This window comes from Streptomyces filipinensis (assembly GCF_014649495.1).
GTDB lineage: Bacteria > Actinomycetota > Actinomycetes > Streptomycetales > Streptomycetaceae > Streptomyces > Streptomyces filipinensis.
Genome location: NZ_BMTD01000001.1, coordinates 347,572 through 362,122, shown reverse-complemented (window position 1 = coordinate 362,122; position 14,551 = coordinate 347,572). Strand labels below are relative to the sequence as shown.

Genomic DNA, 14,551 nt, shown 5'->3' with positions numbered 1-14,551 from the left:
TCAGCCCACCCGGACCCCCGGGCCGCTCCGTGCGACCCGCCCGTACTGCTCCCGCACCTCCCGGTAGCGCAGCAGCTCCGCCGCGACCGGGTCGAGCACCCGGGCCCGGCCGCAGCCGGCGGCGGCCTCCCGCAGGCGCCGTTCCGCCTCCTGGCCGTAGCGCCGGGCCGGTCCTCTGGCCGCCATCCGGCAACCCCACTCCACCAGCGGCCCGCCGATGATCCCGCACACCATCAGCAGCACCGGGATGCCGAGGTTGGGTGCCATGACGCCGGCGATCTGGCCCGCCAGCCACAGGCCGCCCACGATCTGCAGCAGGGTCATGGCCGCCTGGACCAGCACCGCCGCCGGCCACCAGCCCGGCCGCGGCGGCCGGCCCGGTGGCAGTCCGGCGCGTGCCGCCAGCTCGTCCAGCGCCTCGGACAGCCCCTGCGAGCCACGTACGGCCGCCTCGCGCACCGCCTGCGCCCACGGCCCGGGCAGGCCGGCCGAGGCGCGGTCGGACACCGTACGGACCGCCTGCTCGACGCGCTGGCGTGCCGTGGCCTCCTCGTCGGCCTGCGCGCGCACCGCGTGCCGGCCCGTCGTGGAGTCGCCGCGGCCCTGGTACCAGCGCCACAGCCGCAGCCAGGGCGTGCCGCAGGCGCGGTTGGCGTTGCGCAGCCAGGCGCGCTCGGCGGCGTCGCCCGCCGCGGTGGCGCCCACCGCGTCCGCGAGCCGTGCCGCGAACTCCTCGCGTGCCTCCTCGCTGAGGCCGACCCGCCGTTCGGCGGCGTAGACGGGCCGCAGTTCGACCGCGGCGGCGTCCACGTCGGCCGCGACCCGGCGGGCGGCCGCGCCGCGCTCGGCCACGAACTGGCCGAGTGCCTCGCGCAGTTCGCCGACGCCCTCGCCGGTGAGCGCGGACAGCGCGAGCACGGTCGCGCCCGGTTCGCCGTGCTCGCCGAGGGCGACGCCGTCCTCGTCCAGCAGCCGCCGCAGGTCGTCCAGCACCTGGTCGGCGGCCTCCCCGGGCAGCCGGTCGACCTGGTTGAGGACGACGAACATGACCTCGGCGTGGCCGGCCAGGGGCCGCAGGTAGCGCTCGTGCAGGACGGCGTCTGCGTACTTCTCCGGGTCGACCACCCAGATCACGGCGTCGACCAGCTTCAGGATCCGGTCGACCTGCTCGCGGTGCTGCAGGGCGGCGGAGTCGTGGTCGGGAAGGTCGACCAGGACCAGCCCGCGCAGCTCGGCCTCGGTCTCCGGGTTGTGCACGGGGCGGCGGCGCAGCCGGCCCGGGATGCCGAGCCGGTCGATCAGGCCGGCCGCGCCGTCGCTCCAGCTGCAGGCGATGGGGGCGGCGGTGGTCGGACGCCGTACCCCGGTCTCCGAGATGGCCACGCCGGCGAGGGCGTTGAACAGCTGCGACTTGCCGCTGCCCGTGGCGCCCGCGATGGCGATGACGGTGTGCCGGCCGGAGAGCTTGCGGCGGGCGGCCGCCTCGTCCAGGACCCGGCCGGCCTCGGCGAGGGTGCGCTTGTCCAGCCGGGCGCGGGAGAGGCCGACGAGTTCACGCAGGGCGTCCAGGCGGGAGCGCAGCGGGCCGTCGTACGCCAGCGGGACGGGCGGGTTGCCGCCCAGAGCGCGGGTGGCGCTCTCCCGTTCGGCGGCGAGCGCGGCGGCTGCGGCGTCCGTGACGCGCCGGGCGATCAGGCCGTCGTCCCAGGTCTCCGTGGATTCGGCGTCGGGGTCGATGCCGGGGCCGAGGTCCGGGTGGGCGCCAGGGTCCGCGTGGGTGCCGGGACCGGGGTCGGCGGCGGGGCCGGTGTCGGGCCGGCGCCGAGGAGCCGCCTCGTCGCTGGGGCCGGACTGCCGGGGGGTGCGGTGCGGCGGGCGGAGGCGCTGACCACCGGCCGCGTCGGCGCTCTTGCCGGAGACGGGCCTGCCCCGGTCCGGGGCTTGGTCCTCGGCGCCCGCGTCGGCACTCCTGCCGAAGACAGGCCTGCGCCGATCCGGGGTCTGATCCTTGGCGCCCGCGTCGGCGCCCTTGCCGAGGACGGACCTGTTCCGGTCCGGGGCCTCGTCCTCGGCGCCCGCGTCGGCACTCTTGCGAAGCCCGGGCCTGTCCTGGCCGGCGGCCTGATCCGCCCTGCCCGCGTCGGCGCTCGTGCCGAAGACGGGCCTGCTCCGGCCCGAGCCCTGTTCCTTGACGCCCGCGTCGGCACTCCTGCCGAAGACAGGCCTGCTCCGGTCGGAGGCCGGATCCTTGACGCCCGTATCGGCAGCCTTGCCGAAGACAGGCCGGCCCCGGTCCGAACCCTGATCCTTGGCGCCCGCGTCGGCGCTCATGCCGAAGACAGGCCTGCTCCGGTCCGGGGCCTCGTCCTTGGCGCCCGCGTCGGGGCCCTCACCACCCCGCGCAGGTCTGCCCGGCCCGTGCCCCGGCACCCGCCCGTCGACGCCTTCAGCGTCCCGCACAGACCCGCCCGATCCATGCCCCGGCACACGCCCGTCAGCGCCCTCACCAGCCCGCACAGACCCGCCCGGTCCACCCGGTCCGCGCTCCGATCCGTGCCCCGGCAAGGGCCCGTCGGCGCCCCGCACGGACCCGCCCCGCACAGATCCGTCCGGCCCGTGCTCCGACGCAGGCCCGGCGCCGCCCTCACCGGTCCGCACCGACTCGCCCGGACCCTGCCCCGTGGCAGGCCCGGCGCCGCCCCGCACAGGCCCGCCCGACACGCGCGCGTCCCGCTCGTCGGCGGGTTTCGTCGGTACCCCGCGCGACGGTGGCTCAAAGCCCGTCTCCTCCCCCGTGGCGCGTGCGTACCAGCGCCGTCCGGGGTCCCCGTCCCCGATCTCCGCCGCGGGCTCGCCCATGTCGTCGCCGGCCGCGGCCTTGTACTCGTCCGCGTCCGCCGACGGGACGGCCGGTGCGAAGTCCCTGTCCGCCTCCCCGGTCCGGTCCCCGGGGGTGCCGTCCTGCGGCGCGGCGCCGGCCTCGCCGGGCACGCCCGGGCTCGGGGTCGGCAGCTCCCCGCGCAGGTCGCCACGCTCCATTGGTCTCCTGACCTCGGCATTCTCAGAACCGCTGGGCTCGGTGGGGGCCATGCGGTCGGTGTGCTCCATGTGGTCCTGATCGGTGGCGGCCGTCACCGGTCACCTCTCCTTCTGCAGTACGGACAGCGCGGCGATGAGATCGGCCTGGGGCCCGGGGTTGACGCCGAGGGCGTCCAGCGGGGCGAGGCGCCGCTCGCGTTCGGTGTGCATGACCCGGTCCACGCAGTCGGCCAGCAGGCGTGCCGCCCGGTCGCGCAGCCGCAGCGCGCCATGGGCGCCGAGCTTGTCGGCGAGCCCCTCGCCCACGTTGCGCGTCCGGCGGCCGCCCAGCAGCGAGGTGGCGACGACGGCGGCGACGACCTCGGGGTCGGGTGCGGAGGTGCGCTCCAGTACCCGCACCTCGTCCTCGGCGTACTCCTCCAGCTCGCGCCGCCAGCGCCGTACGGCGAGGCCGATGCGGTGCTCGGCGCTCTCCGAGGAGTGGTCACGGCCGGCGAGGCCCGGCGCGCCCGCCGCGGGCTCGTGCCGCCAGGCCTCGTGGACCCGTTCGTCGGCGGCGGTGACGGAGCACAGCAGCAGCGCGCCCAGGCTCTCCACGAGAGCGTCGAGGAGCTCCCCGGGCGTGCAGTCCAGGGGGAAGGCCCGCCAGCGCTTGAGCGCGTCCCCGGCCAGTACGGCACCTGCCTGCAGCCGGCCGCGCACGCGCGCGTGCTCGCTGTCGTAGGCGGTCTCCACGGCCCCGGTCAGCCGGAGGGAGGCCGCGTACTGGGCGGCGGCGGCGCTGGCCAGCTCGGGCATCCGCGAGGTGAGCGAGTTGAGGAGGCCGTGGACCGTACGGGCGATCACCTGCTGCCGGGCGGCGGCGTCCTGCGTGTGATGGACCAGCCAGGTCCGCAGGGGCGCGACGGCGGTGGCGGGGAGCAGCCCGGCGCCCCAGGCGGACTCGGGCAGCTCGGGCACGGTGAAGCGGGGTACGTCGCCGAGCCCGGCCTTGGCGAGCAGGGCGCCGTACTGCCGGGAGACCTCGGAGACCACCTGGTGGGGTACCCGGTCCAGGACGGTCACGAGGGTGGCGTCGTACTCCTTGGCGGTGCGCAGCAGGTGCCAGGGGATGGCGTCGGCGTAGCGGGTCGCCGTCGTGACCATGATCCAGATGTCGGCGGCGCAGATCAGCTCCGCGGCGAGGACACGGTTGTCGGCGATCAGTGAGTCGATGTCGGGGGCGTCGAGGAGGGCGAGCCCGCGCGGAACGGTTTCGGTGGTCTCGATGCGCAGCACGCGCGTGGGGGTCTCGCGGTCGGGCAGCAGCAGCTCGTCGACGGGATCCTGCTGGTGCGCCCACACGCGCGTGAGCTCGGGGAGCACGCGCATCCCGCTGAACCAGTGATGATCATCCGGGTGGCAGACGAGGACCGGTGTGCGGGTTGTCGGCCGCAACACGCCGGCCTCGCTCACGCGCCGCCCGACGAGGGAGTTGACGAGAGTCGACTTGCCCGCGCCGGTCGATCCGCCGACGACGGCGAGCAACGGCGCCTCGGGGTCTCGCAGGCGGGGTACGAGATAGTCGTCGAGCTGCGCGAGGAGTTCGTCGCGGTTGGCACGCGCGCGTGCGGCCCCGGCCAGGGGCAGCGGGAAGCGTGTGGCGGCGACACTGTCGCGCAGAGCGGAGAGTGTGTCGAGCAGCTGAGGCCGTACGTCCAAGGTCACCACATGCGAAGAATGCCCAATTTTAGGGGAATTCTGAAGCATATAGACATGTCTGCGCGCCGAGGGGACAGAACGGACGGAAGGAACCATTGGGACATGGGCACAGTCGAGGCATAACGAGTGCACAACACCCGGTGCGTCGGAGGCCAAAAGCGATGCACGAATCGCACCTGCCTGCGATTATCAGGACCGCTTCACCGAACCTCCACATCGAGGCACGGAGGCGAAGCGACGGGGTCGAGGAACCGGGAGCCCTATCCTTGTCCCCGGGCAGCGTCAGGGATCAGCCCTTCAGGGGCACCCGGGACGCGGCCACCACACCAGGCCCCCGTAGCTCAGTGGATAGAGCAGGCGCCTTCTAAGCGCTTGGCCGCAGGTTCGAGTCCTGCCGGGGGCGCCCACGCTCCGCCCTCCTTCGGGAGGGCGTTTTCGTCGTTCCGGGCGATACGACGGCGCGCCGGGCGACACGCCCGCACACCGCACACGGAAGCGGGCCGGCCGCACATCGCACGCGGAAGCGAGCCGGCCGCACGCAGAAAGGCGCCGGACCCTTCCCCTGTGTTCGCGGGGAGGATCCGGCGCCGTCCGTCCGCCGCCGGAGCCGTACGACTCCGGCGTGCGGCGCCGCCCGTCAGAGCGCCCGGCTGTTGCAGCCCATGTCCGCACCGAGGTGGCTCTGCTGCGCGCCCGGGTTGCCTTCGCCGTTCAGCAGGTTGCCGGCCAGGCCGTTGACGGCGCCGACGCTGCCGAGCACATCGATGTTCATGTCGTGCGAGCGGCACTCGATGCCCTGGGTGACGTCGAGGTCGTGGCCCGGCTCGCCGTGTGCGGAGGCCGGGTTGACGCCGAAGGTGCCGACACTGCCGAGGACGGCGCCCACGAGGACGGCCTTGTGAAACGTGCGCATTACTTCTCCGAATGGTCTGGCGGATGCGATCTGCAGCAGATCGAGTGGGGACGGCGGAGCGCGACGGAGCGGTCAGCCGAGGCGGGGAAGACCCAGCTGGCCGACGGGGGGCGCCGCGACCTGCCCGAGGCCGAGGCCGGGCACCTGCGGCGTGCCTGCCCCTGCGACCAGCGGGTTGACGAGCGGGTTCACCTGCGGGTTGACCTGGGGGTTCACCTGGGGGGCGACGCGCGGCGGGGCCTCCGTCGCACCGAAGGTCTGGGGCACGGCGACCTGCGGGGCGACCCGCGGCATGACCTCCGGCGCGGACTGCGGGCTGACCTGGGGCATGACCTGCGCCGCCGGCTGCTGCGGGGCGACCTGCGGAGCGGCGGCCTGCTGCGGGGCGTACGGCGAGTTGGAGGCCTGCGCGGAGCCGTTCGACGTGGCCGCGGCGGCGGCGTAACCGGTCTGCTGCGGCGGCGCGGGCGGCGGGGGCGGAGGCGGCATCATCGGCTGGGCGTACGCCTGGGGAGCGGCGACCTGCGCCACGCCCCGCGAGTTGGCCGCCGCCGAGGCCTGCGGACCGCTCGGCTGGGGGGCCGCGTACTGCGGTGGCGCGTACTGGGGAGCCGGGTACTGGGGCGCAGCGTACTGAGGAGCCGGGTACTGGGGAGCCGCGTACTGCGGGGGCGCGTACTGGGGAGCGGGCGCCGGAGCCGCGTACTGGGGAGCGGGGTACTCGGGAGCCGGCGCTGGAGCGGCACCGCCGTACCCGACGGGAGTGTCGGCATGGCTGACGCCGGCGCCGATGGCGGACAAGCCGCCGGCCGCTGCTACGACGAGCGCGGCCTTGTGAATCTTGCGCATGGAACCCTCGGCCCTTCAATACCTGAACAGGGAAATCCGTTGTATTCAGCGGTCTCGCGTGCGCTCAGCCCGATGTTCATATGGTCACACCGCACCGTTACAGGAATAACTCCCGGGCTGCGCACGGGCTTACGCAGGAGCCGGCAGCGAACTCCCTTTACTCCTCCGTGATTCATGATCGCTGCCCTCTCCCAGCTGGCAACGACTTTTCCCCCGCCCCGGTCACGGGACCCGGAACTCCGTCACCCGTTTGCCATTGACGGGCGGGCGCGTCGCGTCAGGATCGCAGGGACGCCGAGGACGCGGCACCGAGGCACGCACACCCCTGGGGCAAATGGGTGACCGGGGCCCGATACCCGTATCCGGGCCCGCACTTGCTTCGTTCCCCCGGGGACAGAGCGATGGTCCATCGCAGCCGCCCAGGCAGCAGGAAAAGCAGCAGCCGCACCGAGTCATTCAGTATTTCGATACGTTCCGTGCACAGGTCAATGAAGGGCCGAGGGTTCCATGCGCAAGCTTCAGCAAGTCGCGCTCGTCGTCGCAGCAGCCGGGGGTCTGTCCGCCGTCGGCGCCGGCCCCAGCTCCGCCGCGGCACCCGCCTACAACGGCTACAACGGCGCCGCGCCGCCCCCCGTTTCGCAGCTGGACGCCCAGGCCGCCTCGGCCACCTCCGCCCAGGCCAGCACGCAGAGCTACGGGGCCCCGCAGCAGGCCCCGCAGCACGGCGCCGAGGTCACCCCGCAGGTCAACCCGACGCTGAGCCCGTCGATCAGCCCGCAGATCAGCCCGCAGGCCACCCCGGGGGAGGGCTCCTCCGCCCTGCAGAGCAACCTCTTCCGCCCGTCCCAGGAGTGCAGCCCGCAGTCCCTGCTGAACGCGGCCGTCCCGGTCGCCGTGCTCGCCGCCTCCGAGACCCGCGGCATCGACTGCGGCCAGGTCAACACGCAGTCGAACGCCCTCGCCAACGCGACCGCGCACTAGGACCGTTCCGGCCTCGGGCCGGCTCCGCCCACCGGAACAAGCGGCCCTGACACCGGAAACGGCCGGACACCGACGCCCAGCACGGGCCCTTCGGAGATCTCCCGAAGGGCCCGTTCGCATGCACTGCGGCTTTCGGGTGCTTTTGCCGAGAGATCATCAAACCGGCGCGTCGCTGACCGTTTTGGGATATTTCTTATTAACCTCCCGTAACTGTAAGAAGTCGATCTGTCACAGATCGCAACCCACTTCACTCCACCGGAGATGACATGCACAAGCTTCGCAAGGCTGCCGTCCTGGTCGCCGCAGTCGGCAGCATCGCGCTCATGAGCGGCACCGCCCACGCCGGCCAAGGCGGCTGGGGAGGCGGCAAGGGCGGCGACCACGGCGACAAGTTCAGCGTCCTGCAGAGCTCCAACTGCAAGTCGCACGACCTGAACCTTGACGTCCTCGGGGAGGTCGGCATCCTCAACGGCCTCCTGGGCAACGGGCTCAACGGCGAGGGCGACCCGGGTGCCCAGTCGACCCACATCGGCTCGACCATGGGCTGCAACAACAGCGCTTTCTGAGCGCACCGTCGCACAGGCGACTAAAAGCGGGAAATAATACCGGCCCCGAGCCTCAGGCTCGGGGCCGGTCCCTTTTTGCGGACGTATGGGCATTCAGAGTGACAGCAATTCGGAATTCGGCGCGTCGCCGATTGGCCTTGGTTATTTCCTATTAGCCTCCATAACCGTACGAAGTCGATCTGTCACGGATCGCATCCACTCATCACCCACCGGAGATGACATGCACAAGCTCCGCAAGGCAGCCGTCCTGGTCGCCGCCCTCGGGAGCATCGGACTCCTGAGCGCCGGCGCCGCTCACGCCGGCCAAGGCGGCTGGGGAGGCGGCAAGGGCGGCGACAGCGACCGCTTCAGCGTCCTGCAGAGCACCACCTGCAGGTCGCACGACGGCAACGCCGACGTTCTCGGCGAGGTCGGCATCGCCAACGGCCTCGGCGGCAACCTGCTGAACGGCGAGGGCAACGCGGGGGCGCAGGAGTCGTCCCTCGGCTCGAGCATGGGCTGCAACAACGGCGTCGGAAAGTAAGTCGGAATCATTCCCCGGTGTTCCGGCCGCAGGGCCGGGACACCGGGGAATTCCATGTCACCAGCAGGCCCTGCGGCCATAAAGCCGAAATGCCGGACCGGGACGATCCCGGTCCGGCATTTCGCTGGTCGCGCCTCAGAGCTCGACGTCGGGCTTCCTGATCTTCGGGGCCGTGATCTGCGGGGCCTTGATCTTCGGGGCCTTGAACTGCGACTTCGAGATCCGGGGCTTCTTGAACCGGGGCTTCTCGAAACCCTTGGGCAGCTGCGCCTTGTTGGAGCAGTCCACGGTCGGCCCGACGTTCCTGGTGCCGCCGCTCAGCAGGCCGTCGTCGGGAAACACCACGCGTGGCCGGTCGATGACCGAGCAGTCCCGCGTCTGCCTGAGGGCGTGGGCGCCGTGCTTGTCGTCGTGGGTGTCGCTCTTGCGCACGCAGATGGTGTCACCCAGAACGGTGTTCCTGCACTCGCTCCTGGGTTCATCGGCGTGCGCGTACGCGGCGCCGACGCAGATCACGGCGAGACTTCCGACGAGCCCCGAGACGGTCGCGATCTTCTGCCGAGTGAACATGTGCTGCGTCCTTTGCCATGGAGGCCCGGGCGCCGACGCCGTCGACCGGCGTGCGCCCGGGCCTTGGAGAAAGTCGAACGTGGACCCGACGCCTCGACGTGCTGTCAGTCGCGTCCGGCGCCGACACGGCCGCAGCCCGGACGCGCACCCTGAGGTGTCTGCCGCGCGTCCGGGCTGCCTTCGCCATGGGGTATTACTCAGCACACCGTCGAACAATCCGAGTTGATCCAGGACAGGGACGTTTCGTTCGCGCGATGTGCATGTCGTGCTCCAAAGAGGCGTCGATGCGCTACGACCGCAGCGCGCTCACACGTGCGCATCGATACCTGGGTGATCCTCTTACTGCTGCTGCTGGCCGCCCTCGGAGGGAGCGGAGTACTGGCCGTAGCCCTCCTCCGGCGCGGCGGTGTCCTTGCGGCCGCCGTCACCGGGCTGGGGGGTGAAGTAACCGCCCCACGTGGCCACGGCGTTGGCCGAGGAGTTGGCCACTGCGTTGATCTGCGGAGGAGTGTCGTCGTAACCGCCGGCGAAGCTGACGCCGATACCAAGGGCGGACAGTCCGGCAACCGCCGCGGCTACGACTGCAGCGCGCTGAAACTTACGCATGGTTTGACCCTTTCTTACCCGGGCGCGAGGCCCTGGCTTGACTACTTAGTGTGAGCATATACACACAGTCCGTAGCTATTTGGGATCTTCTCCACACGTCGTGTCGGATTACGACGAGAAATCCACCGGAAGTTTTCGCTCGAAGGCTCAGCCCAACAGCTCGGACAACCTGTCACCCTTGTCCGGCGCCGGCGCCCGGCAGGTCACCTCGGGCCCGATCCGCATCGTCCCGTTGCCCAGGGCGGCGGGCAGCGTCAGGGGCTGCGTCGGCATGCAGTTGTCCTGGTGGGGGATGACCCCGTCCTCGGGCAGCTCGCCCTGGATCCGCTGGATACAGGTGACGTTGCCCTGGATGTCGCGCGTGCAGATGCCCGGACCGCCCGCGGCGTGCACCTGGGCGACACCGGCGCAGGTCATGGCGAGACCGCCAACGAGTCCCGAGACAGCCGCGATCTTCTTCCTACTGAGCATGTGGTGCGTTTCCCTTTCGAGTTCAGGCAACCGGCCCGGCGTGCAGGGAACCCCTCGGGAGCGACCCGAAGGGTTCCACGGAAGGCGTCGCACGCGCTGACGCCTTCGAAAACCTCAGCCAGTGAAAGCGTTGTTGAACTGGCCGCAGGTGGTGTCCAGGGTCTGGGCGAGACCGAGCACGCCGATCGGGAGGTTGCCGTCAGCCACCGTCTGCGGGCTGCACTCCTGGTAGGGGCGGTAGAGGTCGTTCACCTCCAGGCCGCCGCCGGCGTGAGCGTAGGCGGTACCGGCGGCGCCGCCGACGGCGGACAGTCCGCCGGCCGCCACTGCTGCGATCACGACCTGCTGAAGCTTGCGCATGGAACCCTCGGCTCTTCATTGCTCGTACGTCGAGGCTGATTGCCTACCGTGACTGACTGAACACTAGCAGTAGCGATACTCCGTATTCCACTTTGGCGGATATCCGTGTCCAAAAGGGGAGTTGAGCCGTCAGATCCACCAACAGGAATACCTGAAAGGCAATTTGGTATTACGAGAATGTCGGTTCCGCGGTCCGGACGCGACGGGCCGCGGGCACGGACACGACGAGGTCCCGCAGTGCCTCGATGTACCGCCGGACGTTCTTGTACGCGACGTCGGTGTCCGGATAGCGGCAGGCGAGCCACAGACCCTCGTGCAACCGGCTGACCCAGACGCAGACCTGGTCGCCGTACGACACCCGGAGCAGTCCGTACACCTTCTGCTCGCTCCAGCGGTCCGCGCCGGGGACGGCGCGGGCGTCGACGTACGAGACGATCGAGTACAGGTCGGGCGAGGTGGGCCGGAAGTCCGCGCCGAGCAGGCGCAGTACCCTGGCCAGCGGAATCCGTGCCAGCGACCGGTTGGCCTGCAGCTCGGCGCGGACGGCGGTGAGCGCGGCGTCGAAGTCCCCCGCCGCGGGCACCTCGATCGGCGCGCCGCCGACGTACCAGCCCACGGAGTCCGACCAGGCGGACTTCACCCGGGTGTGGAACGGCACGACCGTGCGGTAGACCGGCTGTCCGCCGAGCTGGTGCACGATCAGACTGGTCGCGGCCAGGACGCCCACCATGCTGCCGCCGTAGGGCCGGCAGTACGCCTCGAACGCGGCGGCCGCGTCCGCGTCGACGAGCGGCTCGCGCAGCAGCTGCTGGGCGGGCAGTGGGCCACCGGGCCGCAGACCGAGGTCGACGGGGAAGTCCGGGAGCCTTCCGTCGCACCGGGCGATGAACTCCCGCCAGCGGGCGACGATCGCGTGGGTGTCGTCGATGCCGTCCGCGTCCGCCCGCTCCTGCTCGCAGAAGTCCACGTAACTGCTCACCTGTTGGCCGGCCGGGGACCGGCCCGCGACATCCGCGCCGTACAACTCGCCGATCTCGTCCGGGATGCGCTGGAGGGAGTAGGCGTCGACGTTGGTGTGGTCGAAGGCCAGGTACACGCTGGTGGAATCGTCGCGGACGACCGCCGCGTACAGGAAGTTCGGCCAGCCCAGCGCGTCCGCCGCGACGTCGAACCGGTCCTGCAGATACCGGGCCAGCGTGTCCGCGTCGGCGAAGTCGCCGACCACCTCGCGGCGCAGCGACACGTCCCGCTCGTCGAGCGTGAACCGGTGCATGTCGTCGCCGGCCCACCGAAAGCCGCTGCGCAGCGTCTCGTGCCGGAGCGTCCAGTCGTGCAACGCCCGCTCCAGCGCGCCGAGATCGGCTCGGCCCGGCAGATCGAACGCCGCGCCGATCCAGGTCGGCACGAACAGTCCGTCCTCGCGCACCGACCGGGCGGTCCTGATGTGCGACTCCTGGATGTACGCCGGCGGCCGCGGATCCGTCGGCAGCGCCGCCGCGGCCGCGACGGTCGCCGGGCTGAACCTCCACTCGACGAGCCGTCCTGGACGGACTTCGCAGCGCTGAATGTCAGAAATTCGCACGGGGGCGTCTCCTTCGCAGAAGACACAGACTTGATCAAGGAGGAGCCCTGCGCGAGCGGCACGATGCCGTGTCGCCGGCTTTTCAGCGGGACGTGTGACGCCTCGAACGGCGAAGCGATCGGCCGGTGGTGATCCCGGGCGGCGGCACCGGGATTTCCTCTTCCAGTGAGTGAACCGGCCGACGGGGACGAGCAGTTGACCGCGTGCGGGCGCCCGGGGAGGAGCGCCGGCCTCGGGCACCGGCGCTCCTCCCGTGTGACGGCCGCCGCACCGCGACCTCACTCGTACCGGTAGATCTCGCTCATGTCCTCCAGCTGGTCCGGCGTCACGTCCCAGGGCGGCATCCGCTCGTGCCGGGCCACGATCCGGCCGTGCTGGCTGTCGCGCGCGCCGGGCGGTTCGGCCGGGAGGTAGCGGTGCTCGCGGTGCCGCTGCTGCCAGCGGGTCCACTGCAGGTCGATGAAGGAGTGGTGCAGCCAGAAGACGGGGTCGTTGACGGAGGCGCCGCCGACCATCACCCCGCCCACCCAGCGGTGCACCCGGTTGTGGTTGTGCCAGGAGACGCTGCCCCGGCCGGGCGCCCACCCCTCCAGCTTGTTGCGGAACCCCCTGGTGACCGTCGAGTTCCAGGGCGCCGTGTCGTAGACCGGGTCGGCCAGCGCCGACTCCAGGTCACGGGCGGTCGGCAGGTCGAACGGGTTGCGGGCGCGGCCGAGGTCGCGGGTGAGGTACTGCCGGTCGGTCACCCCCTCGTTGAGCCGCCAGTGGCCCGCCCGGTAGGCGAACGGCCCGGTCATCACCTGCCGGTCCGTGCGCCGCCCGTTGCCGCCCATCAGGTCGTCGGTCCACGGCAGCGAGGTGGCCGTGCGGTCACGGGTCCAGTCCCAGTACGGCACCGTCACCGAGTCGTCCACCCGGCGCAGCGCCCGCTCCAGTTCCAGCACGAGCTTGCGGTGCCAGGGCAGGAAGGAGGGCGTCATGTGGGCGGTGCGCAGGCCGTGTTCGCCGTCGGCGGTGTTGTACCTGATGTGCGTCCGCACGAACTCGTCGTACTCACCGCGTCGTTTGACCTCCAGCAGGGCGTCCACGAACCTCCGCCGCTCGGTGCGGGTCAGCCTGCTGACGTTCTTACGCGTGTACGCCATGCCCGCCTCCTCCGTGCTCCGGTGCCCCGCCCATCGGTCCCGGTGCCAGATCGCGCAACTGCTCGTCGGGGCCCAGCTCGTCGACCGCTCCGCGGGCCGCGGCGAGCGGGGTCGAGTACGAGCGGTAGTGGTCGACCATGCTCAGCCAGCTGCCGTCGGCGCGGCGCATCAGATGCAGCGGACGGCCGTCGATCGTGACCTTCCACTGGGCGGCGGCGGCCCGGCCGGAGGCGCGGACCTCGACACCGCGGATGCGGCGCCCGCGGTAGGTCTCGTCGAAGGTGCCGCCCTGCCGGCCGTCGTCCGGGGTGTGTGGAGGCCGTCCGCAGGCCGCGGCCACCGGGGCGAGCGCCGCGCCGACGGCCGAGGCGAGCAGCCTCCGCGTCATGTCCCGCCGCGTTCCGCCCCGGGGCCGCGTTCCGCCCGCGGCCGGCGTGACGCGCTGCCCGCCCCCCGGCACTCCGCCGACGCCTAGAACCATCGTTCACTCCTCGTCCGGTTCGGATGTCGAAGCCGTAACCGCCGGACGGCCCCGCCGGTCACCGACGTGCGGCCGGACCGGTGACCCGGGCACCGGACCGGGCCCACCCGGGGTGCCGCGCCGGGAGGGCGCCGCGACCGCCGTGGCCGGGAGTGATCAGCTGGTCCAGAAGTCCCACCGGCGGGTCAGGATCAGCATCCCGACAACCCCCGTGTGCAGCAGTGGCGGCGCCCGGGCGAACTCGGCGAGGAACGCCCGCGGCGGGGCCGGCGCGGGCAGGAACCGGTGTCTTCGAAGGTCAGCCGGACCAGCGGGGGAAGGCGGCGCCGGCCAGCAGGCTCACGCCGACGCAGATCACGACGCCGTGGGCCACCAGACCGAGCGTCGGGGTGCGGAACCCGAAGGCCGCGGCCTGCGCGCTCTTCATGACGCTGCCGCAGGACACCAGCGGATTCAGGCTGCATCCCGGCGTGAAGGCCGGGTTCTGCAGCAGCTTGAACTTGTCGAGGGTGATGACCCAGGAGGCCGGCAGCCCGGCCGCGCCCGTGAGCACCAGGAGCAGTGCGAAGCCGCGGCCGGCGCCCGCCGTCCGCGGGGCCGGTGCCACCGCCGTCAGCCGGGGAGCCCGTGCGGGTCGCGGCCCGCACCGTCGTGCCGGCCCTCGGCCCGGGCGGGGCGGGACGGCGGTGGGACGACCGCCCCGACCTGCTCCGCCGGGCGCGGCACCGGCCGGCCGGGCCCGGGTGGGACGGCCCGGGCCGGCG

The 14,551-nt window shown here is 72.1% G+C and carries 14 protein-coding genes, 1 tRNA gene and 1 pseudogene; 4 read left to right on the top strand and 12 right to left on the bottom strand.

Going from position 1 to position 14,551, the window contains the following annotated elements:
* Both IE244_RS01595 and IE244_RS01590 read right to left on the bottom strand, forming a co-directional pair.
* A complete protein-coding gene (locus IE244_RS01595) occupies positions 1-2,460 on the bottom strand; it encodes a YfjP family GTPase (protein WP_229853909.1) in 2,460 nt (819 codons plus the stop codon).
* A 678-nt stretch (positions 2,461-3,138) separates the two neighbouring features.
* Entirely contained in the window at positions 3,139-4,749 is a 1,611-nt protein-coding gene (locus IE244_RS01590; RefSeq protein WP_191870796.1) for a dynamin family protein, read from the bottom strand.
* Positions 4,750-5,070: 321 nt separating this feature from the next.
* On the opposite strand from IE244_RS01590, the gene IE244_RS01585 reads away from it, so the two are divergent.
* Positions 5,071-5,143, top strand: a tRNA-Arg gene (locus IE244_RS01585).
* Between the two features lie 234 nt (positions 5,144-5,377).
* On the opposite strand, the gene IE244_RS01580 is transcribed toward IE244_RS01585, so the two are convergent.
* Positions 5,378-5,653, bottom strand: a complete 276-nt coding sequence (locus IE244_RS01580; protein ID WP_031159950.1) for a hypothetical protein — start codon at positions 5,651-5,653, stop codon at positions 5,378-5,380.
* A gap of 72 nt (positions 5,654-5,725) precedes the next feature.
* Positions 5,726-6,502, bottom strand: a complete 777-nt coding sequence (locus IE244_RS01575) for a hypothetical protein (RefSeq protein ID WP_191870795.1) — start codon at positions 6,500-6,502, stop codon at positions 5,726-5,728.
* A 507-nt stretch (positions 6,503-7,009) separates the two neighbouring features.
* Here IE244_RS01575 and IE244_RS01570 point away from each other — a divergent pair.
* The 3 genes from IE244_RS01570 (at position 7,010) to IE244_RS01560 (ending at position 8,572) form a co-directional block, all read left to right on the top strand.
* On the top strand, positions 7,010-7,483 hold the full coding sequence (locus IE244_RS01570) for a hypothetical protein (RefSeq protein WP_031159945.1): 474 nt from the start codon (positions 7,010-7,012) through the stop codon (positions 7,481-7,483).
* A gap of 266 nt (positions 7,484-7,749) precedes the next feature.
* Positions 7,750-8,049 (top strand): hypothetical protein, encoded by a 300-nt coding sequence (locus IE244_RS01565; protein WP_191870794.1) that lies wholly within the window; start codon positions 7,750-7,752, stop codon positions 8,047-8,049.
* A gap of 220 nt (positions 8,050-8,269) precedes the next feature.
* On the top strand, positions 8,270-8,572 hold the full coding sequence (locus IE244_RS01560) for a hypothetical protein (protein WP_031159939.1): 303 nt from the start codon (positions 8,270-8,272) through the stop codon (positions 8,570-8,572).
* 135 nt (positions 8,573-8,707) lie between these two features.
* Here the strand turns inward: IE244_RS01560 and IE244_RS01555 are convergent, their stop codons facing one another.
* From IE244_RS01555 to IE244_RS01520, 8 genes and pseudogenes are all read right to left on the bottom strand, one after another.
* Positions 8,708-9,142: a hypothetical protein gene (locus tag IE244_RS01555; protein WP_191870793.1), complete on the bottom strand. Its 435-nt coding sequence runs from the start codon at positions 9,140-9,142 to the stop codon at positions 8,708-8,710.
* Between the two features lie 339 nt (positions 9,143-9,481).
* Positions 9,482-9,748, bottom strand: a complete 267-nt coding sequence (locus tag IE244_RS01550) for a hypothetical protein (RefSeq protein WP_191870792.1) — start codon at positions 9,746-9,748, stop codon at positions 9,482-9,484.
* 147 nt (positions 9,749-9,895) lie between these two features.
* On the bottom strand, positions 9,896-10,219 hold the full coding sequence (locus IE244_RS01545; protein ID WP_191870791.1) for a hypothetical protein: 324 nt from the start codon (positions 10,217-10,219) through the stop codon (positions 9,896-9,898).
* A 114-nt stretch (positions 10,220-10,333) separates the two neighbouring features.
* Positions 10,334-10,579, bottom strand: coding sequence for a hypothetical protein (locus IE244_RS01540; protein ID WP_031159933.1), 246 nt, complete (start codon positions 10,577-10,579; stop codon positions 10,334-10,336).
* Positions 10,580-10,748: 169 nt separating this feature from the next.
* Entirely contained in the window at positions 10,749-12,161 is a 1,413-nt protein-coding gene (locus tag IE244_RS01535) for a condensation domain-containing protein (RefSeq protein ID WP_191870790.1), read from the bottom strand.
* A gap of 278 nt (positions 12,162-12,439) precedes the next feature.
* Positions 12,440-13,306, bottom strand: a complete 867-nt coding sequence (locus IE244_RS01530) for a tyrosinase family protein (protein ID WP_191870789.1) — start codon at positions 13,304-13,306, stop codon at positions 12,440-12,442.
* Positions 13,290-13,787, bottom strand: coding sequence for a tyrosinase family oxidase copper chaperone (locus IE244_RS01525; RefSeq protein WP_191870788.1), 498 nt, complete (start codon positions 13,785-13,787; stop codon positions 13,290-13,292). The genes IE244_RS01530 and IE244_RS01525 overlap by 17 nt, the downstream gene beginning before the upstream one ends.
* Positions 13,788-13,943: 156 nt before the next feature.
* Positions 13,944-14,403, bottom strand: a pseudogene (locus IE244_RS01520) (vitamin K epoxide reductase family protein).
* Positions 14,404-14,551: the final 148 nt, after the last annotated feature.

Coding starts and splice junctions, on each gene's coding strand:
- IE244_RS01545 (WP_191870791.1), bottom strand. CDS start 10,219: ATGCTCAGTAGGAAGAAGATCGCGGCTGTCTCGGGACTCGTTGGCGGT.
- IE244_RS01540 (WP_031159933.1), bottom strand. CDS start 10,579: ATGCGCAAGCTTCAGCAGGTCGTGATCGCAGCAGTGGCGGCCGGCGGA.
- IE244_RS01570 (WP_031159945.1), top strand. CDS start 7,010: ATGCGCAAGCTTCAGCAAGTCGCGCTCGTCGTCGCAGCAGCCGGGGGT.
- IE244_RS01550 (WP_191870792.1), bottom strand. CDS start 9,748: ATGCGTAAGTTTCAGCGCGCTGCAGTCGTAGCCGCGGCGGTTGCCGGA.
- IE244_RS01575 (WP_191870795.1), bottom strand. CDS start 6,502: ATGCGCAAGATTCACAAGGCCGCGCTCGTCGTAGCAGCGGCCGGCGGC.
- IE244_RS01565 (WP_191870794.1), top strand. CDS start 7,750: ATGCACAAGCTTCGCAAGGCTGCCGTCCTGGTCGCCGCAGTCGGCAGC.
- IE244_RS01525 (WP_191870788.1), bottom strand. CDS start 13,787: ATGGTTCTAGGCGTCGGCGGAGTGCCGGGGGGCGGGCAGCGCGTCACG.
- IE244_RS01555 (WP_191870793.1), bottom strand. CDS start 9,142: ATGTTCACTCGGCAGAAGATCGCGACCGTCTCGGGGCTCGTCGGAAGT.
- IE244_RS01560 (WP_031159939.1), top strand. CDS start 8,270: ATGCACAAGCTCCGCAAGGCAGCCGTCCTGGTCGCCGCCCTCGGGAGC.
- IE244_RS01530 (WP_191870789.1), bottom strand. CDS start 13,306: ATGGCGTACACGCGTAAGAACGTCAGCAGGCTGACCCGCACCGAGCGG.
- IE244_RS01580 (WP_031159950.1), bottom strand. CDS start 5,653: ATGCGCACGTTTCACAAGGCCGTCCTCGTGGGCGCCGTCCTCGGCAGT.